Below are 24,667 nucleotides of genomic sequence, written 5' to 3' on the forward strand. Positions count from 1 at the left end.
GGCAAAGTCGCATTTTTAAGGGGAGCCCGGTCGAAAGCCGGGCTTCTTTGCGTTTTGGGGAGGCCTTATTTCCGCGGGAGAATGCCGAAGTCTTCGAAAGCCCCGTTACATCTCGTGCAGGACATGCGCCGCCTTGACGGCCGCCGAGGCGCGGTTCTCGACGCCGAGCTTCACATAGATCTGTTCGAGATGCTTGTTCACCGTGCGTGAGGACAGGCCGAGAATATCGCCGATGTCGCGGTTCGACTTGCCCTTGGCGATCCACAGCAGCACTTCGGATTCGCGCTGGGTGAGCGGGAAATGCTGGCGCAGCACCTCGTCGTCCGGGCGTTTGTTTGCGGCCGTCAGACGGAAGAGATGTTCGTCGGCGCCGATCGCGCCGAGGAACGAGAACTGCAGGCTCGCCTGGCCATTCTGGACGAGGGCGAAGGCGGCATCGCGGGCAAAGCCGGGCTTGTCGCGCTCGGCCATCCAGGAGGAAATCCGGCGGGAGACGATGTCGAGCCCGTCGTCGCTGTTGGTCGCCGCATTGATCAGCCTTGTTGCCTGCGGCGTCGACCAGTGGAGTGCACCGTTTGCCTTGACGGCCAGCAGGTGGCGGCCGGCGGCATCGAGCGCTACGCGGGCGCTCTGGGCCGAACGGGCATTGGAGAGGTGCACGCGGATGCGGGCGCGCAGTTCGTCGATGTTGATCGGCTTGGTCAGGTAGTCGACGCCGCCGGAATCGAGCGCGTTGACGACGTGTTCTGTTTCGGTGAGGCCGGTCATGAAGATGACCGGCACCTGGGTGACCGCGCCGTTGGTCTTGAGCTTGCGGCAGGTCTCGAAACCGTCCATGCCGGGCATGACCGCATCGAGCAGGATGAGGTCGGGCGTGATGCGTTCGACGATGTTGAGGGCCGATTGGCCCGTGGTGGCGATCAGCACGGAGAAACCGGATTTTTCGAGCGCTTCGGTCAGGAAGCCCAGCGTTTCGGGGCTGTCGTCCACGAGAAGGACGATATCGCGCGGCAGAGCAGTTTCAGCCATCACTCGTCCTTTCTGCCTCAAGGCGGCTCAGGAATTTCATATAACCGGCAAGATCGAAGGCCTGCACGTAAGCTCCGAGTTCTTCCGTGAAGGGGCGGTGCTCCTCCTCCCTGGCGAGATCGGCAAGTTTTGCTTCGATACCGCGCACGTAGCCGATTTCGCCGAGCCGCAAAAGGTCCTGGACATGGTTCGTCCCCGGACTTTTGATCGGTCTCTTCGGGCCGACCACGGCGGGAAGCAAGGTTTCGTTCTCGTAGACCCAGACGAGGCCGAGATGGGCGGCGAGCTTGTCCGCGAGGCTGCGGATGTCCACCGGCTTGGCGATCGCGTCGCTATGGCCTTCGTCGCCGGAATGCACCGCAATCCCGTCGCCGATATTGGCTGACAGCATGATGATCGGCGCCACCTGGCCGTTCTCGCGCAGCTTGGCCACGAGCTGCCATCCGCTCATGCCGGGCATGGAGATGTCGACCAGGAAGAGGTCCGGTTTGACGCCCTCGATCAGCGTCAGGCAGTCCGGGCCGCTGTTTGCGGTCAGCACGACGAAATCCATCGGCGAGAGCACTTCGCGCATCAGGTCGCGGTGATCCTCGTTGTCATCGACGACGACGATGGTGCGGCGCGGGCCGGTATAGGAGACGATCTTCTTTTCGGCGGCCGGTGCCGTGTTCGGCCGTTCGATGGCCGACAGCATCAGCCGCACCTTGAAGATCGAACCTTCGCCCTTGGTGCTGGCGACCGCGATCTCGCCGCCGAGCGTGTTGGTAAGCAGCTGGGTGATGGTGAGGCCGAGACCGAGGCCGGGCATGGGCCTGATGCTCTCCGCCTCGCCGCGCTGGAAGGGTTCGTAGATGCGGCCGAGATCCTTTTCGGCAATGCCCCGGCCGGTATCGGAAATGGTGAAGGTGGCAACCTGGCTGCGATAGGCGACATCGAATTTCACCGTGCCCTCGTCGGTGAACTTGATCGCGTTCGAGAGCAGGTTGACGAGGATCTGGCGCAGCCGCTTCTCGTCGGTGCGCACATATTGCGGCAACGCCCGGGCGCGCTCGTGCTCGAAGGTCAGGCCCTTGGCCTGCGCCTGCAGGCCGAACATCTCGACGATCTGGTCCAAAAAATCCTGGATGTTGATCTCGTTGGAATAGACCTGCAGCCGGCCGGCCTCGATCTTGGAAATGTCGAGCAGACCGTCGATCAGGCCCGACAGATGGTCGGCGGAGCGCTTGATGACCTTGATCGCCGACTGGCGCGGGGCGGGGATCGTCTCGTCGCGTTCGAGGATCTGGGCGTAGCCAAGCACGGCGTTGAGCGGCGTGCGCAGCTCGTGGGAGAGGCCGACGACGTAGCGGCTCTTGGCGCGGTTGGCGGCCTCGGCGGTTTCCTTGGCATCCTGCAATGCCGCGTCGGTCTTCTTGTGGGCGGCGATTTCCTTGAGCAGCAGGGTGTTCTGGCGAGAGGACTCCTCTTCCGCCACCACCCGGCTGTCATGGGCGAGCACGTAGAACCATGAAACGATGCCGGCGATGATGGCGAAGACGAAAAAAACGATCAGCACCGTGCCGTAGATCACCTCGGCATTGACGGGCGTCGCCCGGCTGACCTGATAGGCGATCATGCCGAGGATCGTGCCGATCACCGAGATCGACAGCACCGCGGTCGTCGCGTAGCGCCCGAGGCGCGTCGTCAGCCGGGTGATGACGCTCTCCGGCAGGAAGGAGCGGGCGACGGTGCCGACCTGGGTATTCAGCCGCGCATGCGGCTTGCACATGTCGTGGCAGCGGCTGTCGAGAGAGCAGCAGAGCGAGCAGATCGGTGCGGCATAGGCCGGGCACCAGGCCATGTCCTCATGCTCGAATGGGTGCTCGCAGATCGAGCAGGTGATCGAGCCGACGCTTTTCCAGCTCTGGCGCGGCTTTCGGGCCAGGTAGAACTTGCCCCCGGTGGCAAAGGCGAGCGCCGGCGAGATCAGGAAGGCGACCAGTGTCAGGTAGGTAGCGAGCGAGGCCATCAACGGGCCGAACAGGCCGAAATGGGCGGCGAGCGCGATCGCCGCCGATCCGAACATCGAGCCCAGGCCCACCGGATTGATATCGTAGAGATGGGCGCGCTTGAACTCGATGCCCTCAGGCGACAGGCCCAGCGGCTTGTTGATCATCAGATCGGCAGAGATCGTGCAGAGCCAGGACATGGCGATGATCGAGAAGATGCCGAGCGTCGCCTCGAGCAGTCTGTAGATGCCGAGCTCCATCAGGAGCAGCGCGATCACCACGTTGAACACCAGCCAGACGACGCGGCCGGGATGGCTGTGGGTGAGGCGCGAGAAAAAATTCGACCAGGCGAGCGAACCCGCATAGGCGTTCATCACGTTGATCTTCAGCTGCGAGACGACCACGAAGGCGGCCATCAGCAAGAGGGCGGCCGTATCGTTCGGGATCATGTAGCCGAAGGCGGCGAAATACATATGCGCCGGGTCGGCTGCCTCGCGGATCGGCACGGCGGTCGAGAGCGTCAGCACCGCCAGGAACGAACCCGCGAGCAGCTTCGGCACGCCGACCACCACCCAGCCGGGCCCGGCGAGGAAGACGGCGAACCGGTGGCGCCATTTGTCGAGGCCCTCCGGCGGCAGGAACCGCAGGAAGTCGACCTGCTCGCCGATCTGCGGCATCAGCGCCAGGATGACGGCGGAAGCCGCGCCGAACTCGACGAGATTGAAGGGGGCCGGGCCGCCGACCTGGGCGTTCGAATGGCCGATGCCGGCAAAGGCGCGCCAGAGATCGAACTTCTCCCAATCCATGAAGCCGATGAACACGAAGGGGAGGATATTGAGGACGATCCAGAACGGCTGGGTGATCAGCTGGAAACGGGAGATCAGCTGCACGCCGTAGATGACCAGCGGGATCACCACCACGGCGCTGATCATATAGCCGATCCACGGCGGGATGCCGAAGGCGAGGTCCAGCGCGCCGGTCATGATCGAGGCCTCGATCGCAAACAGCATGAAGGTGAAGCTCGCATAGATCAGCGAGGTGATCGTCGAGCCGATATAACCGAAGCTTGCGCCGCGGGTGAGAAGGTCGATATCGACGCCGTGGCGGATCGCATAACGGCTGATCGGCCAGCCGATCACCAGCATGGCGAGAGCGGCCGCGACGATCGCGAAGAACGCGTTTGTCGTCCCGTAGGAAAGGGTGATCGTGCCGCCGATCGCTTCGAGCGCCAGGAAGGAAATGGCGCCGATGGCGGTCTGCGAGATGCGGCTGGAGGAAAACCGGCGGGCGCTCTTGGCGGTGAAACGGAGCGCGTAGTCCTCCAGCGTCTGGTTGGCGACCCAGCGATTGTATTCACGCCGAACGGGAATGATGCGTTGCCGCGCTGCCATGCCTAATTTCTAGCACCTTTTGAGGAAAGACCGTCAATTGTGCACTTTCGGCTGTGGCGTGGCGTTTTGCAAGCAGAGTATGATGCGGTGCGGTAAATCCCCACCGCATCATTGGCCGGGGCTACAAGGTGCGGGTCGGGCGGATGACGATCTCGTTTGTATCCACGTCTTCGGGCCGCCGCTATATCAGCAGCGGCCAGAGCGTCGCGACCAGCAGCAGCGCCATGACGATGTTGAACCATTTGAGGCGCACCGGATCGGAGAGGAACCGTCGCAGCGCCACGCCGAAGCCGGCCCAGACGGCGACGCTCGGCAGGTTGACGACGGCGACGACCAGCGTGATCAGCACCACCGAGACGAACGGGTTCTCTGCGCTGGCATAGGCGGCCATGGCGGTGAGCGCCGCCACCCAGGCCTTCGGGTTAACCCATTGGAAAGCCGCGGATTCGAGGAAGGTGAGGGGACGGGCGGCGTTCGCGTCATCGCCGGAGACAGAGCGGGACATGGCGATCCGCCAAGCGAGGGTGAGCAGGTAGCCGCCGCCGGCGATCTTCAACGCCAATCCAAGCGGCGGATAGGCGATGAGCAGCGCGCCAAGGCCGAAACCGACCGCCAGCAGCACCGATGAAAGGCCGATGGTGATGCCGAGGATCTGCGGCACGGTGCGCCGGAAGCCGAAATTGGTGCCCGATGTGAGCAGCATGAAATTGCTCGGCCCCGGCGATACGGAACCGACAAGCGAGAAGAGGACGATGGCAAGCACGGTGTCGTAAGTCATGGCAAGGCGCTCCGCGCGCGGGGAAGCAATCACCCGGCGTTGCTTCGGATCAGGTTTGTCGAGTTCGTTTCAGAGATGGCGGACGCTGAGCTTGCCGCCCCATTTGCCGTTCAGGTAGTCGCAGACGAACCGGCGGTGGCAATGATGCGGCGTGTCTTCGGAGCAGAGCAGGCAGGAACCGTCGAAGGCTTCCGGCTTCAGTTGACTTTCCACCTTGCGTTCCGCCATCAAGCCGAGGAAATCGTTCTGGAAAACATTCCAGTCGCCCTTCTGTTTCTTGAAGGCGGTCATGATCTCCTCGGTCGGCGCGAGCAGCGGTTCATGCGCGTAACCGACGCCGCAGATCGTCTTCAGAAAGAAGGCGAGGTCGTCAGATTTGGCAAAACCGGCGAGTTGCGAGGTGTTGTGGAGGCGCACATCCAGGATTCGCTTGACGCCAGCCGCCTTGATGCGGCCGAAGAAATCCTCGGCCGTCGTCTTGGTGAAGCCGATCGTGGTGACGTCCATGCTCATGCGCGTCTCCTTATCTTAACGTGGTCGGTCAGGCGACGTTCTTCAGGCCGAGTACATCGACCTTTTCGATCGACGGCGGTTCGGCCAGAAGGTCCGGCGCGTTTGCCGCCAGGGCCTGGGCGATCGGGCCGACGAGAAGCGCCTGGCGGCCCGCCTCATCCTTGAAAGCATCGAAAATCGCAAATGTCGATGGTCCCAATTGCAGGGCAAACCAGATCGGCGTGGTGGCCTCGTCCCGCGCCATCGAAAGCCCTGCGGCGAGAAATTCCTTCAGCGCCGCTTCCTTGCCGGGCTTGGCTTGAAGGCGGACGAACAATGCGACCTTGACCATTGTTTCTCTCCTTTTCTGGAACGACATGGCGGCCTGACAATCTGCCACGCCGGCCCGGTTGCCTATTGTCAATATTGACATTGTTGATAGTGTTCTTGCCATGAAGCTGCAGATCCTTGCCCTCGATCCCGTCTTCGATACCGGCCTGTCGACCATGCTCGACGTATTCACCATGGCGAACGAGCTGGCGGTCATGCTGTCACTCGATGTGCCGAGCTTCGAGGTGTCGGTGATCGGCGTGCGCAGGCACGTGAAGACGGCGCATGGGCTTGCCGTGCCGATCTCGGGAAGCTTCGATCCAAAGGCCGGCGGCTGGCTGGTGGTGCCGGCGATCGCCTGCAAGATGCCGGACGTGCTGGTGCCGGCGCTGGACCGTGCCGATATCCGCGATGCGGGGGCGGTGCTGCGCGAGGCGAAGGCGGCCGGCATGAACATCGCTGCTGCCTGCGTCGGCACGTTCGTGCTTGCCGAATCCGGCCTTCTCGACGGGGAAAAATCGACGACGAGCTGGTGGCTCGCGCCGCTCTTTCGCCAGCGTTATCCATCCGTGCAGCTCGAAGACGGCCGCATGCTGGTAAAATCCGGTTCGCTGGTGACGGCGGGTGCAGCACTCGGCCACATGGACATGGCGCTCTGGCTGGTGCGGCAGGTCAGCCCCGAGCTCGCAGGCCTCGTGGCGCGTTATCTGATCGTCGACAACCGGCCGTCCCAGTCCGCTTACGTGATCACCGACCATCTTTCTCATGCCGATCCGCTGGTGCAGCGTTTCGAGCGCTGGGCACGGGACCGACTTTCCGAAGGATTTTCGCTCGACGACGCGGCCGGTGCCGTGGGTGCCAGCAAGCGCACTCTGGCGCGGCGCATGCAGCAGGTGCTCGGCAAGACGCCGCTCTCCTATTTCCAGGATCTGAGGGTCGAGCGCGCCGTGCATCTCCTGAAGACCAGCGACAAGAGTCCGGACGAGATCGCCGCGCTCGTCGGTTATGCCGACGGCGTCACGCTTCGAGCCCTTCTGCGGCAGAAGACCGGGCGGGGCGTACGCGAGGTGAGGGCGGGGGGATAGGTCAGATTTCCTTGCGCTTCAGAAGATAATCCAGGCCGCCGACCCGGAACCAGCGATAGGCATAGGCATCGAGCAGGAGCGTATGCTTGCCGTTTTTCTCCGCCTTGCTGTTGCCGCCATCGGCGATGTCGATCAGCTTCTCGCCATGGTCGCCGAGACCCACGGAAAACTCCACTTCGACCGGCGTCGAATGCAGGTTGTGGACGACCAGCACGGAATTGTCGCGCCAGTCGTAGCGCAACGCCAGCACGCCTGGGGCGCTGGTCTGCAGCGGTACGCATTCGCCCCAGCCGATTTCCGGCGCTTCCTTGCGCATCCGGATCAGCCGTTCCATCCAGTTCAGCATCGAGTTGGGGTCGCGCCGCTGGTGGGCGACGTTCAGGTGCTCAAAGCCGAAGGGGCCGCCGCTGATCACCGGCAGGACCGGCTTGTCGTTCTTGGTGAAGCCGCCATGCGGCTCGGTCGACCATTGCATCGGCGTGCGGGCGCAGTTGCGCTCCGGCAGCGACAGGTCGTCGCCCATGCCGATCTCGTCGCCGTAGCGGATGACCGGCGTGCCGGGCAGCGAGAACATCAGGCTGTAGGCAAGCTCCAGCCGGCGGCGGTCGCCCTGCAGCATCGGCGCCAGCCGCCTGCGGATGCCGCGGTCGTAAAGCTGCATGTGCTTGTCCGGCCCGAATTCCGAAAACACCTTCTGGCGCTGCTTTTCGCTCAGCCGGCCGAGATCGAGTTCGTCGTGATTGCGCAGGAACAGGCCCCATTGGGCGGTGGCGGGCCGCTCGTAGGTGTCGTTGATCGCTTTGACGAGCGGCCGGCTGTCGGCCGAGGCTAGCGCATAGAACAGCGCCTGGTTGACATGGAAGTTGAACATCATCTGCATCCGGTCGCCGTCCTCGCCGAAATAGGCGAGGTTTTCCTTCGGCACGACATTGGCTTCGGCAAGGATGATGCTGTCGCCGAGCCGCCATTGCAGGAACTCGCGGAAAGTCCGGAGCATGTCGAACTGCTCCTTCGGCTTTTTCACCTCGGCGCCCTTTTCGGCGATCACGAAGGGCACCGCATCCATGCGGAAACCGGACACGCCGAGCTGGACCCAGAACCCCATGATCTTCAGGATCTCCGCCTGTACATGCGGGTTGGAGGTGTTGAGGTCTGGCTGGAACTCGTAGAAGCGGTGAAAGTAATACTGCTTGGCCTTCTCGTCATGGGTCCAGGTGGTTTTTTGCACACCCGGAAACACCATGCCCTCGTTGGCGTTGGCCGGTTTCTTGTCGGACCAGACATACCAGTCACGATAGGGGGACTTCGGGTCGCTGCGGGCATCCTGGAACCAGGGATGTTCGTTGGACGTGTGATTGACGACGAGGTCGATCAGCACCCGGATACCACGCTGCTTGGCGCCGTGGGTGAATTCGACGAAATCGCCGAGCGTGCCGTAGCGGGGATCGACATTGTAGTAGTCGGAAACGTCGTAACCGTCGTCGCGGCCGGGCGAGGTCTGGAACGGCATCAGCCAGATGGCGCTGACACCGAGGCCGGAGAGATAATCCAGCCGCCGCTGCAGCCCCTGGAAATCGCCGATCCCATCGCCATTGGCATCCATGAAGGTCTCGACGGAGAGGCAATAGACGACGGCGTTCTTGTACCAGAGGTCGTTGATCACGGGCTTGAGCTCCTCGGGTGGTTGGCGGATCCCGGGGAGGCAATTGCGTGAGGCGGGGAAATGTTCCCAAGAGGGAACGAATTCAAGACAAGACAAGGGAACGGTCACGATCCGAAGCAGGCAAAGCGAGCCGGATGTGACCGGAGCCTCGTCGCAAGGCGCGGGTACGACGCGGTCATTCGATCAGCAGCAAGCCGCGCTTCCTGTCTCCATCAAGCGTATCCATTGCCGAGAACAACCGTTGCCGCTCGACAAGCCAGGGCTTGTAGTCCTCGTTGACATCGAGGACGAGCACCAGATCCTCGGCTTCCAGATATCCCCCGATCGGAGAATGGTGACCGGCGCCCGCTCCAAAGATCTTTTCACGCGTGAAATTGACGATGTAGCGGCGACCCGGGTCGTTGGCGTGCTTCATATGCTCGCGGAATTCGTCGGGGGTCAGGTCACGCAGAACCGAAACCTTCCGCTCGGTTTTCATGCGGGCGAGGTCGGCAAGTTCATCCAGCGTCAGGCCGATGATACAGAACCCGGTCCAGCACATGCCGGTTCCGTCCAGAACCTCGGCCTCGGTCGTTTCCTCCTCGCCGACGGAGCGAAGCGCGTTGGCAATGCTTGCGGGACCGCACCGCGAGCCGTTCGATTGCCAGGTCAGGTTCCGGCCGAAGGTTGCCGCCACGGGCAGTGTCCAGGCCCGGTCCATCAATTGGGGAGAACGGATGACGGACGACCGGATCGCGTCCGGCGGGACTTTTGTCTGGCCGACCACCACGAATGCCGCTCCGGCGAGCAGGCCGGCGGCGGCGATCATGCCGAAAAATAGACCGCGCTTCATTGTGAGGTCCGCGAAGCCAAGGATGATCCCGAAGAATGACCCAAAGGGGCAAGGACATCAATCCGGCAGATAACCGGTGACAGTTCCCCATCAGGAGCGAGGTTGCCCCGAGCGGTCGCTGCGGATCGGATGCCAGACCGAAATGTCGCGCGGCCCGGCGAGGAGATCGGCAAGGCTCGCGTGCCATGCCTCGCGATAGGGGCGCTGCAACTGCACGTCCAGGACGTCCTGATGATCCTCCCATGTCTCGTAGAGCATCATGCGGTCTTCATTCTCTGGATCGGCATGCAGCACGGCATTGTGGAACATCGGCTCGTGCCGCATGGCATCGAGCACGCCGTTCAGAAGAGCCATGAAGCGGTCGCGCTGGCCTGGGAGGATATCGAAGCGAATGACATAGGTGACGGGCATGGGGCTGATCCTTTCACGCTGCAAAGCTGGATCCTGGGATAGATGCCATCGGTCGCCGGGTCGATTACCTCGGAGGTCATATAAGGTGACGGTCTCTTACCGGAAGAGGGACAGGATGTTTTGCGCGTCCGAATTGGCGATGGAAAGCGACTGGGTCGCGAGTTGCTGCTGGACTTGCAGTGCCTTGAGCTTGCTCGATGCCTCGCTCATATTCGCATCGACGAGGCGCCCGATGCCTTTGTCGAGACTGTCCGTGAGCCTGTTTCCAAATGCTTCCTGCATCGCGATCCTCGACTTGAGCGAGCCAAGGTAGGCACCGGCCGATATGACCTTCTGGTGCATCTCGTCGAGAACGAGTGTAATTGTCGGGAAATCGATGTCGGGATCGGTGACGTCGATATCGAGAAGATCGATCCCCTCCGGCGGCAGCGTCCGGGTGTGGACAGGCTGCTGGACGGTGATCAGCTCTGCGGCGAGAGGAATGATGGCGCGAAAGTAGATATTCGGCGACCCGCCCTGAGCCGCAAACAGGATGTCGGGAGGCGCCTTGTTGAGAAACGTTGCCTGCAGGAGGACTTTCGCCCAATCGGCCGTGCTTTCGATATCGCCGTCGAAGCCGTATCCTATTTGGCCTCCGAGCGCCTGGTCGACGACATTCTTGGTGATGACGAACGTATCGTTGGAGGTACCCACTGAAAAGGCGACCGTGACGACGTCGAATTTCGTGATCGTGAAGGGTTGGTCGAATACCGGGCCCGGCACGTCGCCATAACCCGATGTCGAAAATCCCATCAGCCCGCCGATCGTGCCGAGGCCATAACCCAGATCCGGATCAGGTTCCTTCTGCAGAATTCCGCCGCCGCCATTCTTGAACAGTACGAGTTTCGACAGATCGACGTCGATGCTCCCGACGGAGACGGTTCCGTCCTCGCTGCGATTGAACGGCGACACGACAGAAGTCTTTGCGCCTGCTTCGCGGCCCTGCATGTCCGACCGCAGCCAGTTCTGGCCGGCGAAGCTTGCGGAGTTGGATATCGAGACGATCTGTTGCTTCAACTGCTCCAGTTCTTCCTGGATCTTGTTCTTGTCTATTCCGTCCTGCTGGGCGGAAACGACCTTGGCCATGAACGCCGTCAGGATATCCGTCGTCGCGGCGATGCCTTCATAGGCCGTCTCGACCTTTGCGGCTCCGAGGCCAAGGGCGTCCTGCACGGCCGAAAGGGCACCATTGTCCGATCGCATGGTGGTGGCGATCGACCAGTAGGCGGCGTTGTCGGAGGCGTGTTCGATGCGCAAGCCGGTTGCGACCTGCCGCTCAACCCCGGACATCCGGCTGTCGAGGGAGCGAAGCATTTGGAGCGCAGAAGCAGCTCCAGCATTCGTGAGGATGCTACTCATGGATATCTACACCGGAAACAACTCCTCGCGCCCTACGTAAGCGTCGGGTTATACAATCCAAATATGGTTAATATATCATGAGCAGGATCGATATCGGCCTTGCCGGCGCCATCTGATCTGGGGAGTGCCAGCTGATCGTTCCACCACGGCACCGCTCTTCCCCCTTCTCCCCCTCCGGTACGTCATTCGACGTATACGGTTTTGCGATGCAGCAACCGATAGTCGCTTCAGCAACGGTTAAATCCTCGTTGCGGACGAACGAGAAGAGGGGTTCGAACCAATGACATTTAAATCCAAACTGGGTGGCGCGCTGCTCGCTGCCGTAATGTCGACGACGGCGCTGCAGGGTGCTTTCGCCGCCGACGACACCATCAAGATCGGTGTTCTCCACTCGCTTTCCGGCACCATGGCCATCTCCGAGACCACCCTCAAGGATGTCATGCTGATGCTCGTCGAGGAGCAGAACAAGAAGGGCGGCGTGCTCGGCAAGAAGCTCGAAGCCGTCGTCGTCGATCCGGCTTCCGACTGGCCGCTGTTTGCCGAAAAGGCGCGCCAGCTGATTTCCAAGGACAAGGTCGCTGCCGTTTTCGGTTGCTGGACCTCGTCTTCGCGCAAGTCGGTCCTGCCGGTCTTCGAAGAGCTGAACTCGATCCTGTTCTACCCGGTCCAGTACGAGGGTGAAGAGTCCTCGCGCAACATCTTCTACACGGGCGCCGCCCCGAACCAGCAGGCCATCCCCGCCGTCGACTATCTGGCGAAGGAAGAGGGCGTCAAGCGCTGGGTTCTCGCCGGTACCGACTACGTCTATCCGCAGACGACCAACAAGATCCTCAAGGCCTATCTGATGTCGAAGGGCGTTGCCGAGTCCGACATCATGGTCAACTACACGCCGTTCGGTCATTCCGACTGGCAGACGATCGTCTCCGACATCAAGAAGTTCGGTTCGGCCGGCAAGAAGACCGCCGTCGTCTCGACCATCAACGGCGACGCCAACGTTCCGTTCTACAAGGAACTCGGCAACCAGGGCATCAAGGCTGAAGACATTCCGGTCGTCGCCTTCTCGGTCGGGGAAGAAGAACTCGCCGGTCTCGACACCAAGCCGCTCGTCGGCCACCTGGCCGCCTGGAACTACTTCCAGTCCGTCGATGCCGATGTGAATGCCGAATTCATCAAGGAATGGAAGGCATTCACCAAGAACGACAAGCGCGTCACCAACGATCCGATGGAAGCCGCCTATATCGGCTTCAACGCCTGGGTGAAGGCCGTCGAAGCCGCGGGCACCACCAATACCGACGCCGTGCTGGACAGCATCATCGGCGTCTCCGTTCCGAACCTGTCGGGTGGCACGTCCACCGTCATGCCGAACCACCACATCACCAAGCCGGTGCTGATCGGTGAAATCCAGGCTGACGGCCAGTTCGATATCGTTCAGGAAACCGCACCTGTGGTCGGCGACGAGTGGTCCGATTACCTGCCGGACTCTAAGAACCTGATCTCCGATTGGCGCAAGCCGATGTCCTGCGGCAACTTCAACGTTGCTTCCGGCAAGTGCGGCGGCAAGGGCAGCTGATCCGATCGCCTTCTGATGTTCATCGACATCATCGCGGGCGGCGTTCAGTCGCCCGCGATCTCGCAAGGGGGTTCCAATGACGAGCAAAGTTCCATTCCGCGTTCTGCAGAGCCTTGGTCTCCTGCTCTGCCTGATGTTTTCCTTCGCCGCGCCTTCGTTTGCGCAGAACGATCCCAAGCCGCTGATCGACGCGCTCGCCAAGGCCGATTTCAGCGAAGCTGAAAAACTGATCGGCCAGCTCGCCGCCACCGGCGATGCCCGGCTCGTGCCGGCGCTGAATGCCTTTTCCGAGGGCGACCTCTATTTCCGCAAGTCCGACAACCTGGTGTTCATCGGCAAGGCGGCCGGCTCCAATTACGAGCTGATCGACCCGGTCACCGGCGCCTCCGCCGGACAGGCCGCCAAGAATGCGGTCACCAAGATCAAGATCAACAACAGCCTGCGCCGCGTCATCCGTTCTGCGATGGGCGGGCTGACGCTGATGAGCCCGGATCGCGGCGTCCGGCTGCAGGCGGCGGATGCCGTGCTGCGCTCGCCAAGCGCCGAAAACCTTGAGCTCCTCGAAACCGCGATCTCCAAGGAGACGGACGGCGAGGTCAAAGCCCGCATGGAAGAGGCGCGCGCCGTGTCGCTGCTCTCCTCCGACCGCTCCATCGACGAAAAGCGGGCCGCGATCGCGACCATCAAGAACTACGGCGGCCGCAACGCGATCGGCATCCTGATGGGTGCGTCTGCCGGGCTCGATCCGAGCCTCAAGAGCGATGTCGATGCGGCGATCGCCAGCATCGAAAGCGGCCAGCGGCTCTGGGATATCGGCCAGAACGTCTGGTACGGCGTGTCGCTCGGCTCGGTGCTGCTTCTGGCGGCAATCGGTCTTGCGATCACCTTCGGCGTCATGGGCATCATCAACATGGCGCATGGCGAAATGGTCATGCTCGGCGCCTATTCCACCTTCGTGGTGCAGCAGGTCATTCGCGACCACGCGCCCGGACTGTTCGACTGGTCACTGGCGATCGCGCTGCCCGTCGCCTTCCTGGTCACCGGTGCGGTCGGCCTGGTCATCGAGCGCGGCGTCATCCGTTTCCTCTACGGCCGGCCGCTCGAAACGCTGCTCGCCACCTGGGGCGTCTCGCTGATCCTGCAGCAGACGATCCGCTCGATCTTCGGCCCCACCAACCAGGAAGTCGGCAATCCCTCCTGGATGTCCGGTTCCTTCCCGGTCGGCGGCATGACCATCACCTGGAACCGCATGTGGATCATCGCCTTCTCGCTGTCGATCTTCGTGGCGCTGCTGGTGGTGATGAAGAAATCCTCCTTCGGCCTCAACATGCGCGCCGTCACCCAGAACCGCCGCATGGCATCCTCCATGGGCATCAAGACGCCCTGGGTCGATGCCTTCACCTTCGCGCTCGGCTCCGGCATTGCCGGCATTGCGGGTGTCGCGCTTTCCCAGATCGACAACGTCTCGCCGAACCTCGGCCAGAGCTACATCATCGACAGTTTCATGGTCGTGGTGTTCGGTGGCGTCGGCAATCTGTGGGGCACGCTGGTCGGCGCGCTGTCGCTCGGGGTGCTCAACAAGTTCCTCGAACCCTCGGTCGGTGCCGTGCTCGGCAAGATCCTGGTGCTGGTGCTGATCATCCTGTTCATCCAGAAACGTCCGCGCGGCCTGTTCGCGCTTAAGGGAAGGGCGGTGGAAGCATGATTTCCGGCTTTGTCTTCCGCGCCCTCGAAGGCCGCATCGTCGTAGCTGTCGGCATCCTTCTCGGCATCGGCATCCTGGTGCCGGCGCTCAACCTGCTGACCCCGACCGACAGCGCCCTGCACATCCCGACCTATGTGATGTCGCTGTTCGGCAAGTATCTCTGCTATGCGCTGCTGGCGCTGGCGCTCGATCTCGTCTGGGGGTACTGCGGCATCCTCTCGCTCGGCCACGGGGCCTTCTTCGCGCTCGGCGGTTATGCGATGGGCATGTACCTGATGCGCCAGATCGGCAGCCGAGGCGTCTACGGCAATCCGATCCTGCCGGACTTCATGGTCTTCCTCAACTGGAAGGAACTGCCGTGGTTCTGGTATGGAATGGACTGGTTCATCGTTGCCATGGCGATGGTGCTGATCGTACCCGGCCTGCTCGCCTTCGTGTTCGGCTGGTTCGCCTTCCGCTCCCGCGTCAACGGCGTCTACCTGTCGATCATCACCCAGGCGATGACCTATGCGCTGCTGCTCGCCTTCTTCCGCAACGACATGGGCTTCGGCGGCAATAACGGCCTCACCGACTTCAAGGACATCCTCGGCTTCTCCGTCCAGGCGGACGGCACGCGCGCGGTGCTGTTCTTCATGTCGGCGCTGATGCTGTCGCTATGCCTGATCCTCGCCTCGGCCATCGTCCGCTCGAAGTTCGGCAAGGTGCTGGTCGGCGTGCGCGATGCGGAAAGCCGGGTACGTTTCCTCGGCTTCCGGGTCGAGAACATCAAGCTCTTCACCTTCGTCGTCTCCGCCATGATGGCGGGGATTGCCGGCGCGCTGTTCGTGCCGCAGGTGGGCATCATCAATCCGGGCGAATTCGCGCCGGCCAACTCCATCGAGGTGGTCGTCTGGACGGCGGTCGGCGGGCGCGGCACGCTGATCGGCCCGATCATCGGTGCGATCCTGGTCAACGGCGGCAAGAGCTTCTTTACCGGCGCCTTTCCGGAAATCTGGCTGTTTGCGCTCGGCGGTCTGTTCATCGCGGTCACGCTCTTCCTGCCGAAGGGTATCGTCGGAACGATCCAGCACGGCTTCAAGGCCCGCAAGGCATTGAAGGCTGCGGCGGATGCCGAAAAGGGCAGGGGTGACGCCACCACGGTGGCGCAAGCCCAGGCGGCGGAATAGGGGCACGCAACCATGAACATGATTTCCGAAACACGACAGAAAAGCCTGCTCTATCTCGAAAACGTCTCGGTCTCCTTCGACGGTTTCAAGGCGCTGAACTCGCTGTCCTTCGTCGTCGAGCCCGGGGAACTGAGGGCAATCATCGGCCCGAACGGCGCCGGCAAGACGACGATGATGGACATCATTACCGGCAAGACAAGGCCCGATACCGGCACGGTTCTGTTCGAGGATACGATCGACCTCACAAAGAAGGACGAGGCGGATATCGCCCAGCTCGGCATCGGCCGCAAATTTCAGAAGCCGACCGTGTTCGAAAGCCACACGGTCTGGGACAATCTGGAACTGGCGCTGAACCGGTCGCGCGGCGTGTTCGCGACGCTGTTCTACACGCTGTCGCCGGAAGACAAGGCGCGTATCGAGGAGATCCTCGAGACGATCCGCATGACGCATCGCAGGCAAGAATACGCCGCCAATCTCAGCCACGGCCAGAAACAGTGGCTGGAGATCGGCATGCTGCTCGCCCAGGAGCCGAAACTGCTTCTGGTCGACGAGCCGGTCGCCGGCATGACCGATGCGGAAACGGCGGAGACCGCGGTGCTCTTGAAGGAAATCGCCAAGACCCGTTCGGTGGTCGTCGTCGAACACGACATGGGCTTCATCCGCGAACTCGGCGTCAAGGTGACGTGCCTGGCGGAAGGTTCGGTGCTCGCCGAGGGCTCGATCGACTTTGTTTCGAACGATCCGAAGGTGATCGAGAATTATCTGGGGCGCTAACATGCTGACTGTCAACAACGTCAATCTTCACTATGGCGCGGCGCAGGCGCTGCGTGGCGTTTCCATTCATGCGGATATGGGCAAGATCACTTGCGTGCTGGGGCGGAACGGCGTGGGGAAGAGTTCTCTTCTCCGCGCCGTGACCGGCCAGCATCCGGTCAGCGCCGGCACGATCAGCTTCCAGGGGGAGGTGCTGAACGGTCTCGCCCCCTATAACCGCGCCAAGCACGGCATCGGCTACGTGCCGCAGGGCCGCGAGATCTTCCCGCTGCTCACTGTCCAGGAAAACCTCGAAAGCGGTTATGCGCCGCTCGCCCGCAAGGACAAGTTCATCCCGGACGAGATCTTCTCCCTGTTCCCGGTGCTAAAATCGATGCTCGGCCGGCGCGGCGGCGACCTGTCCGGCGGCCAGCAGCAACAGTTGGCGATCGGCCGCGCCATGGTCACCCGTCCGAAGATCCTCGTGCTCGACGAGCCGACCGAAGGCATTCAGCCGTCCATCATCAAGGACATCGGCCGGGCGATCCGTTACCTGCGCGATTCAACCGGCATGGCCATTCTGCTGGTGGAACAGTATCTGGATTTCTGCCGGGAACTGGCCGACCAAGTCTACATCATGGATCGTGGCGAGATTGTGCATGAAGGGGCGGCCGAGACTCTGGATACGGCAGAAGCAAGGCGGCATCTGACCGTCTGAGACTGGTATTTTTACTGGTGAATGTTTGTATCGCGTTGCAGCACTTCGTGCGTTTCAAAGGCCGCTAATATATGTTAACAACACTGCGTTTTCAGGGCATTCCGCAATATTGTTAACAACCCCCGCACCCCATGATGAGGCGCTGATGGTCTTTGCACGCGTTGCTGGTTTCTTCTCTCGTTCCGCTCTTACGCGCATGATGGCCGTAGGAGCTGTTTTTTTGGGCGCCACTACTGGCAGCGCTCTTGCCGCAGGCTGCGGCCAGCCGATGGAAGCGGGTCGCCACCGGATCACCATCGAAACCGACGGCATCGCCCGTTCGGCTATCTATTTCATCCCCTCGTCCTATACCGGCAAGGACAAGGTTCCGCTGGTTTTCGATTTCCATGGTAGCCACAGCAATCCTGAAGGGCAGCTGAACAGAAGCTCCTGGGACAAGGTTGCGGAGAAAAACGGCTTCATCGTTCTGGCGCTGCAGGGCAGCCTGCCGGGAAGCTCCGCGGGAACCTATGCCTGGAACGTGCCCTTCGTCACCGTGCAACAGGGCGGTCTCGACGAGATCGCCTATATCAAGCAGGCCCTGAACACCGCAAAGCAGCAATTCTGCGTCGATCCGGCCCGCATCTATGCCTCGGGTTATTCGGGTGGCGGGCGCATGTTGTCTGCCTACCTCTGCTCCGGCCATGACGATTTCGCAGCTGCCGGCTTCGTGCATTCGTTGCGCGCCGGTCGTCCGGTCGAGACCGACGGCAAATGGGGTCCCGATACGCAAGGGTGCAATCCGGCCAGGCCGATCTCGATCATGGCGTTTGCAGGCGTCAAGGATGCCGCCAATCCTTACGCGGGCGGCGGCAGCGCCTATTGGCAGTACGGCTTCAAGACCGCGATCCAGCGCTGGACGGAACTCGACGGCTGCAAGGGCAATGGCGACACAAAGACGGTCGACGGCGTTACCTTCAGTCTCTACGGGACCTGCAAGAACGGCGCACGCGTCGCATCCTACGTCTTCGCCAACGGCACGCATGACTGGCCGAAGCCGGTTGCCGCCACGGAAGCCGTGATTGCCGCCGCCAAGGACGGTGCTGCGAGCGTCACCAAGGTGGCTGCGGTCGCCGTTGCCAAACCTGCTTTCGACGCCAATATTGATCCGGCCTCGCGGATGTGGGACTTCTTCGGCAAGGCCGACAGTACAGATGTGATCGCTACCGCAGCACCGGCCAAGATCGGTTCTGCGGCCAAGTCTGGCACGGGCGTTGCATTGGGCTGCGGAACCGAAGCCGATCTTCAGGGGACGACGTGCAACAGCAACCAGCCGATCGATATGCGCCGCAGCGGGCAAGGGGTGCAGGACGCCTTGTAACCAAGGCTTTTGGCGGGCGGACACGGCTTTCCGAATTCTACCAGGAGGGCTGCGCAAAAATTCGCCTTCCGGAAACCTTTTCGCCTGAAATGGAGGCGATTTTAATCAATACGTCGGGGGGGCTGACGGGCGGCGACGTGATCGAATGGTCCGTCGCCGCTGCCGCTTCCACAAGGCTGTCGGTCACCACCCAGGCGAACGAGAAGATCTACAAGGCCGCCTCTGGCACGGCCTCCGTCTCCACCCATGTCACCGTCGGTGAAGACGCCTCAGTCCACTGGCTTCCCCAGGAAACCATTCTTTTCGACCAGTCCTCGCTGACCCGCCGTCTGGACGTCGATCTTTCCGAGAGGTCCGAATTCCTGGCCGTCGAAGCGGTCCTGCTCGGCCGCAAGGCGATGGGCGAGGCGGTCGCGAACGGCTTCTTCCGCGATCGCTGGCGGGTGCGTCGTTCCGGTCAGTTGATCCATGCGGAAGAAATGAAGTTCGAAGGCGAGATCGAGCAGCTTTCCCAGGCTGCTGCCGTGCTCTCCGGCCAGGTCGCCTTCGCGACTTTGTTTTATACCGGCCCGCTCGCGGAAGCGCTTTTCCCGAAACTTCGCCAAATTCTTGACGGCACCTCCGGCGGTGCAGGCCTGTGGACTGGCGGAGCCAGCCACTGGAACGGCAAGCTGATCGCCCGATTGGCGGCGCCGACCGGCTTCGACCTGAGAAAAATCCTAACACCGGCAATTTCCGTATTGCGTAACGGCGCGCCAGTGCCGAAAGTCTGGAACATCTGATCTTACTGCGGGAACCCCATGAACCTGACACCCAGAGAAAAAGACAAATTGCTGATTTCCATGGCGGCGATCGTCGCCCGCCGCCGGTTGGATCGCGGGGTCAAGCTCAACTATCCGGAGGCGATCGCCCTGATCACCGATTACGTGGTGGAAGGTGCGCGCGACGGCCGCTCGGTTGCCGACCTGATGGAGGCCGGCGCTCATGTCGTCACCCGCGAGCAGGTGATGGAAGGCATTGCCGAAATGATCCACGACGTGCAGGTGGAGGCGACCTTCCCGGACGGTACCAAGCTGGTCACCGTGCACGAGCCGATCCGCTGAGGAGGCCCGCGATGCTGGAACTGCGCCCCAATTGCGAATGCTGCGACAAGGATCTCCTGCCCGACAGCCGGGAAGCGATGATCTGTACCTTCGAATGCACGTTCTGCGCCGATTGCGTGACCGACTTGCTGAAGGGGATCTGCCCCAACTGCGCCGGCGAACTGGTGCGCCGGCCGGTACGTACCGCAGCGGCACTCGCCCGCCATCCGGCATCCGCCAAACGTGTTCTGAAGGCCGAGGGCTGCGCGCCCAAGGCGGCTTGAAGGAGAATACCATGATCCCCGGCGAAGTAATTGCCGCAGAAGGCGAAATCGAGCTCAACTCGGGCGCCCCGACCGTGACCGTCGAGGTCTCCAATACCGGCGACCGGCCGGTGCAGGTCGGCAGCCACTACCATTTCTTCGAGACCAATAACGGGCTTTCCTTCGACCGGGACAAGGCGCGCGGCATGCGTCTCGATATCCCGGCTGGCACGGCTGTCCGTTTCGAACCCGGCCAGATGCGGGAAGTGACGCTGATCCCGCTTTCGGGCAAGCGCGAGGTCTATGGCTTCCAGCAGAAGATCATGGGTGCGCTGTGAAGCCCGCATTCGCGTTCTCCGCCGCCTTCATGGCGCTTCTTGCCCTGCCGGCCGTGGCGCAGGAGCCGAAGGCAAATTGTAAGAACCCGCAGACGCAGATGGAGATGAACATCTGCTCGCAACGCGACTACGAGGCCGCCGACAAGGCTCTTAATGCCCAGTACCAGACAACCCGCAAGGCGATGAAGAAATGGGATGCGGATAGTTCCGCGGATCTCAGGGGCGCCGAGGATGCGCTGGTCAAGGCGCAACGCGCCTGGGTCGTCTATCGCGACGCGCAATGCGTCTCCTCCGGCTTCCAGGCCCATGGCGGCTCGATGGAACCGATGCTGATTTCCGGATGCCAGGGGGACCTCACCCGCAAGCGCATTGAGGAGCTCAAAGAGCTGACCGAGGCGATGGGGAACTGACACGCCGGTGTGGAGAAATTGCTAAGGTAGGGAATTTTTGATAAGTAGGGAGAAGCAAGGAAGTTAGGGAGCGATGGCAATGGGTAGATTCGAGGCGAAGACATCCATGAAGGGACAAGCCACAATTCCGGTCGAGGTCAGGAGAGCGCTCGGCTTGCCTCCGGGCGGTTTGGTGCAGTTCATCGTCGATGACAACGGCAAGGTTTCGGTTGTGGCGAAGAAGAGCGGGCTTTCGCATATCAAGGGAATTTTCGGAAAGGCGGATGGCCCTATCGACATCGACGAGGCTATCTACGAGACTGTGAGGCGCCGCACGGCCATCGACCGGCAGGAGGGTGATCCTTGATCGGTATCGATACCAATGTCCTGGTGCGTTACGCCCTTGACGATGATCCACACTGGTCGCCGATCGTCACCCGGTTCCTCGATACGCAGCTATCCCCGCAACGGCCCGGTTACATTAATCCCATCACCCTTGTCGAACTTGTCTGGACACTGCGGCGCAAGCCTGAATACGACCGCTCCAAACTTGCCGATCTCATCGAAAGCCTTCTCGCATCGGACAGTCTCGTGCTTGGTGAGGCGGAAGCGATCGAACGCGCGCTTGCAGCTTTCAGGCAAGGCGGCGCCGGTTTTGCGGATTATCTGATTGCCGAACTCAATGAAGCCGCCGGTGCTTCGCTAACCGTTACCATTGATCGCGGCGCGGCCAAGAGGCCGCCTTTCGTTCCACTTTCCGAGAAGGTCTGAACCATGCCCCACAAGATGTCCCGCGCCTCCTATGCCAGCATGTTCGGTCCGACCACGGGCGACAGAGTGCGGCTTGCCGATACCGAACTGTTCATCGAGGTGGAGAAGGATTTCACCATCTATGGCGAAGAGGTGAAGTTCGGCGGCGGCAAGGTCATTCGCGACGGCATGGGCCAGAGCCAGGCGACACGCGCCGAAGGTGCGGTCGACACGGTCATCACCAATGCACTGATCGTCGACCATTCGGGCATCTATAAGGCTGACGTCGGTTTGAAGAACGGCCGTATCCACGCGATCGGCAAGGCCGGCAATCCGGATACCCAGCCGGGCGTGACGATCATCGTCGGCCCGTCCACCGAGGCGATCGCCGGGGAGGGCAAGATCCTGACGGCCGGCGGCATGGATGCGCATATCCATTTCATCTGCCCGCAGCAGATCGAGGAGGCGCTGATGAGCGGCGTCACGACCATGCTCGGCGGCGGTTCGGGCCCGGCGCATGGCACGCTTGCGACGACCTGCACCGGTGCCTGGCATATCGAGCGGATGATTGAGAGTTTCGACGCCTTCCCGATGAATCTTGCGCTTGCCGGCAAGGGCAACGCCTCGCTTCCCGCGCCGCTGGAAGAGATGATCCTCGCCGGCGCCTCGAGCCTGAAGCTGCACGAGGACTGGGGCACGACGCCGGCCGCGATCGACAATTGCCTGACGGTCGCCGACGCCTTTGACGTGCAGGTGATGATCCACACCGACACGCTGAACGAAAGTGGTTTCGTGGAAGATACGGTCGCTGCCATCAAGGGCCGCACCATCCACGCCTTCCACACGGAAGGGGCGGGCGGCGGCCATGCGCCAGACATCATCAAGGTCTGCGGCAATCCGAACGTCATCCCGTCCTCGACCAACCCGACCCGGCCCTACACGATCAATACGCTTGCCGAACATCTCGACATGCTGATGGTCTGCCATCACCTGTCGCCGTCGATCCCGGAAGACATTGCCTTTGCCGAAAGCCGCATCCGCAAGGAGACGATCGCGGCCGAAGACATCCTCCACGATCTCGGCGCCTTCTCGATCATTTCCTCCGACAGCCAGGCCATGGGCCGCGTCGGCGAAGTGGCGATCCGCACCTGGCAGACGGCCGACAAGATGAAGCGCCAGCGCGGCAGCCTGAAAGAGGAAACCGGCAACAACGACAATTTCCGCGTCAAGCGCTACATCGCCAAATACACGATCAACCCGGCGATTGCCCACGGCGTTTCCCACGAGATCGGTTCGGTGGAAGTCGGCAAGCGGGCCGACCTCGTGCTCTGGAACCCGGCCTTTTTCGGCGTGAAGCCGGAAATGGTACTGCTCGGCGGCTCGATCGCGGCCGCTCCGATGGGCGATCCGAACGCCTCGATCCCGACCCCGCAGCCGATGCATTACCGGCCGATGTTTGCGGCCTACGGCAAGCTGCGTACCAATTCGTCGGTGACCTTCGTCAGCCAGGCCTCGCTCGATGCCGGCCTGGCGCAACGCCTCGGCGTGGCCAAGAGGCTGGTGGCGGTCAGGAACACTCGCGGCGGCATTTCGAAAGCCTCGATGATCCACAATTCGCTGACCCCGCATGTGGAGGTCAACCCGGAGACCTACGAGGTGCGCGCCGATGGCGAGCTGCTCACCTGCGAGCCCGCCACCGTGCTGCCGATGGCGCAGCGCTATTTCCTGTTCTAGTTACTGGTCGCTAGATAGCCGCCGAGGGTGGTTGCACCAACAACGAAGAGTAAGAGGGAGATCGCCGACGTTATCTTGATTGGGGGTTGGCCTATTATATTTGCCTGCTGCCTATTCAGCATCGGAATGGCAAGCAGAAACAAATAGATGGAAGCCAGAAAGGACGTGGTCAAACAAATTATCGACACGGTCACCAGCGGGTCAGCTGGCGTATTCGCCGATTTCCAGACAAAGGCGAGGGTAGCAAGCGCGATCGAGATATCCGCGCTAGCAATGATCCGAAAAGCTCCAAGGAGCTCCTTCGCTGATTCTTTGTTTCCGTCGTCCACCGCGACCCTACCTTTCAAAGGTATCGGCGAGATAGGGTATCCAACTGTGTCCAGCGCGCTTACGCTGGTGTTTTTGAGACATTGGCTCGATGGAATGCATTTCAGCCAGTTGCGCGCGTGCCTTACGCCAGCAATCTCTAAATTCCGCGATGTATGTATAGCCAGTCTCGCAGGGGACTTTTTGGCTTGCGGAGAGAGGAAACGCTGCCAAGTCTGCAACGTGATGAGCGAAAGTTCCTATCGCATGAGACTGAAGTTGAGTGGCTTCGTTGATGTAGATCGACTTCCAGTCTTCGAAACTTTTGCCATCAACCTTATTCGCGGACTTGTATATCACCTCGTTATCTAGATCTTCTCCCAGTGCCCTCACAAAGGTGCTTAGGTAATCTCGAAGTTGATTACATGTAGAACTTCCGTTGAAATCAAAATAGGCTATCAGAGCGGCGCTAAGCCTCTGAATAATCTTTGGTGCGGTGATATCGGGTTCCATCGAAGCCTCCATGGATATTATCTATCATAGGTTTAATTCATATAGTATAATCTTTTAAGTTGTATTTGGGTGCATCCCAGCCGATGGCGGTTTGTCTCCGACGGGATTTGAAATAAGGTCGTGGCTCTTGGGAATTACAGGCACATTTCATGGAACACATCCACTCCTATCACCCTGCCGGCGTGGTCTCCGATCCACCGGTCGATATCGTCACCCTGCCGCATGATCTGCGGCATCTGCGCCGCAAGCTGCTGCATCTCTCCAATGGCGAGATGGTGATGCTCGACCTCAAGGAGGCGGTGCTTTTCCATCACGGCGACCGGCTGGTGCTCGACAACGGCGACACGATCGAGATACAGGCGGCGCCCGAAAAACTCTTCGAGATCAAGGCGCGGGACACGCTGCACCTGATCGAGCTTGCCTGGCATCTCGGCAACCGGCATCTGGCGGCGCAGATCGAGGAGGGGCGTATCCTCATCCTGCGCGACCATGTGATCCGGGCGATGCTGGAGGGGCTCGGCGCTACCGTCGGCGAGGTCGAGGAAGGGTTCCAGCCGGCGCGCGGCGCCTATCATTCGCATGGCGGCCATTCCCATGGTCACGACCATCACGGACATTGAGCC

The 24,667-nt window shown here is 61.5% G+C and carries 26 protein-coding genes; 16 read left to right on the forward strand and 10 right to left on the reverse strand.

All coding sequences use genetic code 11. From position 1 onward, the window contains the following. Positions 1-105 precede the first annotated feature (105 nt). The 5 genes from ABCW43_RS12115 to ABCW43_RS12135 all read right to left on the reverse strand — a co-directional run bounded on the left by ABCW43_RS12115 (position 106) and on the right by ABCW43_RS12135 (position 6,030). The gene (locus ABCW43_RS12115; protein WP_345924590.1) at positions 106-1,029 is read right to left on the reverse strand and encodes a response regulator; all 924 of its coding nucleotides are present in this window, start codon (positions 1,027-1,029) and stop codon (positions 106-108) included. Beyond that, the gene (locus ABCW43_RS12120) at positions 1,022-4,408 is read right to left on the reverse strand and encodes a hybrid sensor histidine kinase/response regulator (RefSeq protein WP_345924592.1); all 3,387 of its coding nucleotides are present in this window, start codon (positions 4,406-4,408) and stop codon (positions 1,022-1,024) included. Before ABCW43_RS12120 ends, ABCW43_RS12115 begins: the two co-directional genes overlap by 8 nt. A gap of 181 nt (positions 4,409-4,589) precedes the next feature. After that, a complete protein-coding gene (locus ABCW43_RS12125; RefSeq protein WP_345924594.1) occupies positions 4,590-5,186 on the reverse strand; it encodes a LysE family translocator in 597 nt (198 codons plus the stop codon). A gap of 69 nt (positions 5,187-5,255) precedes the next feature. After that, complete coding sequence (locus ABCW43_RS12130; protein WP_445738931.1) at positions 5,256-5,699, reverse strand: DUF488 domain-containing protein; 444 nt, start codon at positions 5,697-5,699, stop codon at positions 5,256-5,258. A gap of 28 nt (positions 5,700-5,727) precedes the next feature. Then, positions 5,728-6,030: a putative quinol monooxygenase gene (locus ABCW43_RS12135; protein ID WP_345924596.1), complete on the reverse strand. Its 303-nt coding sequence runs from the start codon at positions 6,028-6,030 to the stop codon at positions 5,728-5,730. A 100-nt stretch (positions 6,031-6,130) separates the two neighbouring features. Between ABCW43_RS12135 and ABCW43_RS12140 the strand changes: the two genes are divergently transcribed. After that, complete coding sequence (locus ABCW43_RS12140) at positions 6,131-7,093, forward strand: GlxA family transcriptional regulator (RefSeq protein WP_345924598.1); 963 nt, start codon at positions 6,131-6,133, stop codon at positions 7,091-7,093. 1 nt (position 7,094) lies between these two features. Here the strand turns inward: ABCW43_RS12140 and ABCW43_RS12145 are convergent, their stop codons facing one another. The 4 genes from ABCW43_RS12145 to ABCW43_RS12160 form a co-directional block, all read right to left on the reverse strand. After that, positions 7,095-8,756: an alpha-amylase family protein gene (locus ABCW43_RS12145; RefSeq protein ID WP_345924600.1), complete on the reverse strand. Its 1,662-nt coding sequence runs from the start codon at positions 8,754-8,756 to the stop codon at positions 7,095-7,097. Between the two features lie 175 nt (positions 8,757-8,931). After that, complete coding sequence (locus tag ABCW43_RS12150) at positions 8,932-9,588, reverse strand: phytochelatin synthase family protein (RefSeq protein WP_345924602.1); 657 nt, start codon at positions 9,586-9,588, stop codon at positions 8,932-8,934. Positions 9,589-9,678: 90 nt separating this feature from the next. Further along, positions 9,679-9,999 (reverse strand): putative quinol monooxygenase, encoded by a 321-nt coding sequence (locus ABCW43_RS12155; protein WP_345924604.1) that lies wholly within the window; start codon positions 9,997-9,999, stop codon positions 9,679-9,681. Between the two features lie 96 nt (positions 10,000-10,095). Beyond that, the gene (locus ABCW43_RS12160; RefSeq protein WP_345924606.1) at positions 10,096-11,397 is read right to left on the reverse strand and encodes a flagellin N-terminal helical domain-containing protein; all 1,302 of its coding nucleotides are present in this window, start codon (positions 11,395-11,397) and stop codon (positions 10,096-10,098) included. A gap of 280 nt (positions 11,398-11,677) precedes the next feature. Here ABCW43_RS12160 and urtA point away from each other — a divergent pair, with 280 nt between their 5' ends. The 14 genes from urtA to ureC all read left to right on the forward strand — a co-directional run bounded on the left by urtA (position 11,678) and on the right by ureC (position 23,225). Then, entirely contained in the window at positions 11,678-12,967 is a 1,290-nt protein-coding gene (urtA, locus tag ABCW43_RS12165; protein ID WP_345924608.1) for an urea ABC transporter substrate-binding protein, read from the forward strand. Between the two features lie 133 nt (positions 12,968-13,100). Continuing rightward, entirely contained in the window at positions 13,101-14,672 is a 1,572-nt protein-coding gene (gene urtB, locus ABCW43_RS12170) for an urea ABC transporter permease subunit UrtB (protein WP_345925452.1), read from the forward strand. Beyond that, on the forward strand, positions 14,669-15,838 hold the full coding sequence (gene urtC, locus ABCW43_RS12175; protein WP_345924610.1) for an urea ABC transporter permease subunit UrtC: 1,170 nt from the start codon (positions 14,669-14,671) through the stop codon (positions 15,836-15,838). The genes urtB and urtC overlap by 4 nt, the downstream gene beginning before the upstream one ends. A 12-nt stretch (positions 15,839-15,850) precedes the next feature. Then, positions 15,851-16,612 carry an urea ABC transporter ATP-binding protein UrtD gene (urtD, locus tag ABCW43_RS12180; RefSeq protein ID WP_155414728.1) on the forward strand — a complete coding sequence of 254 codons (762 nt, stop codon included), beginning with the start codon at positions 15,851-15,853 and terminating at the stop codon, positions 16,610-16,612. A gap of 1 nt (position 16,613) precedes the next feature. Continuing rightward, positions 16,614-17,309, forward strand: a complete 696-nt coding sequence (gene urtE / locus ABCW43_RS12185) for an urea ABC transporter ATP-binding subunit UrtE (protein WP_007762131.1) — start codon at positions 16,614-16,616, stop codon at positions 17,307-17,309. 220 nt (positions 17,310-17,529) lie between these two features. Further along, the gene (locus ABCW43_RS12190; RefSeq protein ID WP_345924614.1) at positions 17,530-18,669 is read left to right on the forward strand and encodes a CE1 family esterase; all 1,140 of its coding nucleotides are present in this window, start codon (positions 17,530-17,532) and stop codon (positions 18,667-18,669) included. Beyond that, positions 18,606-19,451 (forward strand): urease accessory protein UreD, encoded by an 846-nt coding sequence (locus ABCW43_RS12195; protein ID WP_345924616.1) that lies wholly within the window; start codon positions 18,606-18,608, stop codon positions 19,449-19,451. Before ABCW43_RS12190 ends, ABCW43_RS12195 begins: the two co-directional genes overlap by 64 nt. A gap of 18 nt (positions 19,452-19,469) precedes the next feature. Then, complete coding sequence (locus ABCW43_RS12200; RefSeq protein WP_345924618.1) at positions 19,470-19,772, forward strand: urease subunit gamma; 303 nt, start codon at positions 19,470-19,472, stop codon at positions 19,770-19,772. An 11-nt stretch (positions 19,773-19,783) separates the two neighbouring features. Next, positions 19,784-20,035 carry a DUF1272 domain-containing protein gene (locus ABCW43_RS12205; protein WP_345924620.1) on the forward strand — a complete coding sequence of 84 codons (252 nt, stop codon included), beginning with the start codon at positions 19,784-19,786 and terminating at the stop codon, positions 20,033-20,035. 11 nt (positions 20,036-20,046) lie between these two features. Next, positions 20,047-20,352: an urease subunit beta gene (locus ABCW43_RS12210; protein WP_345924622.1), complete on the forward strand. Its 306-nt coding sequence runs from the start codon at positions 20,047-20,049 to the stop codon at positions 20,350-20,352. A 29-nt stretch (positions 20,353-20,381) separates the two neighbouring features. Further along, positions 20,382-20,762: a lysozyme inhibitor LprI family protein gene (locus tag ABCW43_RS12215; RefSeq protein WP_345925456.1), complete on the forward strand. Its 381-nt coding sequence runs from the start codon at positions 20,382-20,384 to the stop codon at positions 20,760-20,762. Between the two features lie 79 nt (positions 20,763-20,841). Then, the gene (locus tag ABCW43_RS12220; RefSeq protein ID WP_345924624.1) at positions 20,842-21,108 is read left to right on the forward strand and encodes an AbrB/MazE/SpoVT family DNA-binding domain-containing protein; all 267 of its coding nucleotides are present in this window, start codon (positions 20,842-20,844) and stop codon (positions 21,106-21,108) included. After that, positions 21,105-21,512: a type II toxin-antitoxin system VapC family toxin gene (locus ABCW43_RS12225; protein WP_345924626.1), complete on the forward strand. Its 408-nt coding sequence runs from the start codon at positions 21,105-21,107 to the stop codon at positions 21,510-21,512. The genes ABCW43_RS12220 and ABCW43_RS12225 overlap by 4 nt, the downstream gene beginning before the upstream one ends. A 3-nt stretch (positions 21,513-21,515) precedes the next feature. Further along, complete coding sequence (ureC, locus tag ABCW43_RS12230; protein ID WP_345924628.1) at positions 21,516-23,225, forward strand: urease subunit alpha; 1,710 nt, start codon at positions 21,516-21,518, stop codon at positions 23,223-23,225. Positions 23,226-23,561: 336 nt separating this feature from the next. Here ureC and ABCW43_RS12235 read toward each other — a convergent pair whose 3' ends face one another. After that, complete coding sequence (locus tag ABCW43_RS12235) at positions 23,562-24,044, reverse strand: hypothetical protein (RefSeq protein WP_345924630.1); 483 nt, start codon at positions 24,042-24,044, stop codon at positions 23,562-23,564. Between the two features lie 149 nt (positions 24,045-24,193). Here ABCW43_RS12235 and ureE point away from each other — a divergent pair, with 149 nt between their 5' ends. Next, positions 24,194-24,664 carry an urease accessory protein UreE gene (gene ureE / locus ABCW43_RS12240; protein ID WP_345924632.1) on the forward strand — a complete coding sequence of 157 codons (471 nt, stop codon included), beginning with the start codon at positions 24,194-24,196 and terminating at the stop codon, positions 24,662-24,664. Positions 24,665-24,667: the final 3 nt, after the last annotated feature.

Origin of the sequence: Neorhizobium tunisiense (assembly GCF_039631515.1) — a bacterium.
Taxonomy (GTDB): Bacteria; Pseudomonadota; Alphaproteobacteria; order Rhizobiales; family Rhizobiaceae; genus Neorhizobium.

Bases quoted from the DNA above. Each gene is read 5' to 3' on its own strand.
- ABCW43_RS12115 (WP_345924590.1), bottom strand. From the start codon at position 1,029: ATGGCTGAAACTGCTCTGCCGCGCGATATCGTCCTTCTCGTGGACGAC.
- ABCW43_RS12120 (WP_345924592.1), bottom strand. From the start codon at position 4,408: ATGGCAGCGCGGCAACGCATCATTCCCGTTCGGCGTGAATACAATCGC.
- ABCW43_RS12125 (WP_345924594.1), bottom strand. From the start codon at position 5,186: ATGACTTACGACACCGTGCTTGCCATCGTCCTCTTCTCGCTTGTCGGT.
- ABCW43_RS12130 (WP_445738931.1), bottom strand. From the start codon at position 5,699: ATGAGCATGGACGTCACCACGATCGGCTTCACCAAGACGACGGCCGAG.
- ABCW43_RS12135 (WP_345924596.1), bottom strand. From the start codon at position 6,030: ATGGTCAAGGTCGCATTGTTCGTCCGCCTTCAAGCCAAGCCCGGCAAG.
- ABCW43_RS12140 (WP_345924598.1), top strand. From the start codon at position 6,131: ATGAAGCTGCAGATCCTTGCCCTCGATCCCGTCTTCGATACCGGCCTG.
- ABCW43_RS12150 (WP_345924602.1), bottom strand. From the start codon at position 9,588: ATGAAGCGCGGTCTATTTTTCGGCATGATCGCCGCCGCCGGCCTGCTC.
- ABCW43_RS12155 (WP_345924604.1), bottom strand. From the start codon at position 9,999: ATGCCCGTCACCTATGTCATTCGCTTCGATATCCTCCCAGGCCAGCGC.
- ABCW43_RS12160 (WP_345924606.1), bottom strand. From the start codon at position 11,397: ATGAGTAGCATCCTCACGAATGCTGGAGCTGCTTCTGCGCTCCAAATG.
- urtA (WP_345924608.1), top strand. From the start codon at position 11,678: ATGACATTTAAATCCAAACTGGGTGGCGCGCTGCTCGCTGCCGTAATG.
- urtB (WP_345925452.1), top strand. From the start codon at position 13,101: ATGTTTTCCTTCGCCGCGCCTTCGTTTGCGCAGAACGATCCCAAGCCG.
- urtC (WP_345924610.1), top strand. From the start codon at position 14,669: ATGATTTCCGGCTTTGTCTTCCGCGCCCTCGAAGGCCGCATCGTCGTA.
- urtD (WP_155414728.1), top strand. From the start codon at position 15,851: ATGAACATGATTTCCGAAACACGACAGAAAAGCCTGCTCTATCTCGAA.
- urtE (WP_007762131.1), top strand. From the start codon at position 16,614: ATGCTGACTGTCAACAACGTCAATCTTCACTATGGCGCGGCGCAGGCG.
- ABCW43_RS12200 (WP_345924618.1), top strand. From the start codon at position 19,470: ATGAACCTGACACCCAGAGAAAAAGACAAATTGCTGATTTCCATGGCG.
- ABCW43_RS12205 (WP_345924620.1), top strand. From the start codon at position 19,784: ATGCTGGAACTGCGCCCCAATTGCGAATGCTGCGACAAGGATCTCCTG.
- ABCW43_RS12210 (WP_345924622.1), top strand. From the start codon at position 20,047: ATGATCCCCGGCGAAGTAATTGCCGCAGAAGGCGAAATCGAGCTCAAC.
- ABCW43_RS12215 (WP_345925456.1), top strand. From the start codon at position 20,382: ATGGCGCTTCTTGCCCTGCCGGCCGTGGCGCAGGAGCCGAAGGCAAAT.
- ABCW43_RS12220 (WP_345924624.1), top strand. From the start codon at position 20,842: ATGGGTAGATTCGAGGCGAAGACATCCATGAAGGGACAAGCCACAATT.
- ureC (WP_345924628.1), top strand. From the start codon at position 21,516: ATGCCCCACAAGATGTCCCGCGCCTCCTATGCCAGCATGTTCGGTCCG.
- ABCW43_RS12235 (WP_345924630.1), bottom strand. From the start codon at position 24,044: ATGGAACCCGATATCACCGCACCAAAGATTATTCAGAGGCTTAGCGCC.
- ureE (WP_345924632.1), top strand. From the start codon at position 24,194: ATGGAACACATCCACTCCTATCACCCTGCCGGCGTGGTCTCCGATCCA.